Source organism: Mesorhizobium sp. M2C.T.Ca.TU.002.02.1.1 (genome assembly GCF_003997225.1).
On sequence record NZ_RZTO01001261.1, the window covers coordinates 1 to 1129 of the forward strand.

Consider the following 1129-nt stretch of genomic DNA (forward strand, 5'->3'; position numbering starts at 1 on the left):
GGCCGTGGGAGCCGGCGTTCCGGCCGCGCCGGAATTGGCGCTGCCGCCCGCTTCCTTCTTCTGCGCCTCGACGCGCTGCTGCTCGATGCGGGCCTGCTCGCGCTGCTGCTCCATCTTCGGGTTCATGTAGAACACCTGCCAGAGCGTCAGGATCAGCACCGACAGCGCGATGGTGATGAAGAAATTGCGGTTGTTTTCCATCGAAAGCCCTTGGCCTATCGTGTTCCGCGCAGCCGGCGGGAAAGCTCGGCCTTCAACTGGCCGAACGGAATGGCGAGCACGTCTTCACGCCCGACGATGACATAGTCATTGCCGGGCGCCATGTCATCGGCGGCATGCACGCGCACGGCTTCCCTCAGCCGCCGCCGGACGCGGTTGCGCACCACGGCGTTGCCGACCTTCCTGGTGACGGTGTAGCCGACGCGCGGCGCAAGGTCATCGCCGCGGCCGAGAACCTCAACGAGAAAAAGCCGTCCGCGGCGTTTCTCGCCGCCGCGCACAGCCAGGAAATCCGCGCGTTTCAGAAGCCGGCCGGGAACCTGTCCCTTTGGCTTGCCGGGTGCGGGCAACGATCTCGTCTTTCGTTCAGGCGCTGAGCCGCTTGCGGCCGCGATTGCGGCGGGCAGCAACGACGCCACGACCACCCTTGGTGGCCATGCGGGCACGGAAACCATGCCGGCGCTTACGGACGAGCTTGGACGGTTGGTATGTACGCTTCATTTGTTTTAATACCGCGGGGTGCGGCCCTTCTTGATTCTGTCACTCTGTAACAGGAGCTTTGCCGGGCCGGCTTAGGCGCGATCGAAACCGCGCCGGGACGAATGGCCCGAGCGTGAGCGGGCTTATAGAAAGAAGGTTTTTGGAAGTCAATCCGGCGTGGCCGCCAGACATTTTTTCGCTGCACCAAGGTTGAAATTGGCAAAAAAGCCCCAAATCGCATAATCTTGGCCGATCAAGGCTTCGTGAAGACCGCGTCATGACGAGTGAAGCTCTGTCCACCGATGAAAAGGCACGGCCGGCCGCGGCGAATTCGTCGCGGCGGGTGCCGCTGTCGCGCGGCCTGTCGACCAAGCTTCTCGTCCTCACCATCGCCTTCGTGCTCTTGGCCGAAGTCCTGATCTTCCTGCCC

2 protein-coding genes and 1 pseudogene are annotated in these 1129 nt (G+C 63.2%); all 3 read right to left on the reverse strand.

Translation table 11 applies throughout. The features are described from left to right. Nucleotides 1-201, reverse strand: a pseudogene (locus EOD07_RS35280) (membrane protein insertase YidC); the annotation flags it as partial. 14 nt (nt 202-215) lie between these two features. Further along, nucleotides 216-569 (reverse strand): ribonuclease P protein component, encoded by a 354-nt coding sequence (gene rnpA / locus EOD07_RS35285; protein WP_127238429.1) that lies wholly within the window; start codon nt 567-569, stop codon nt 216-218. Nucleotides 570-585: 16 nt separating this feature from the next. Next, nucleotides 586-720: a 50S ribosomal protein L34 gene (gene rpmH, locus EOD07_RS35290; protein WP_008833937.1), complete on the reverse strand. Its 135-nt coding sequence runs from the start codon at nt 718-720 to the stop codon at nt 586-588. Between the last annotated feature and the right edge of the window lie 409 nt (nt 721-1129).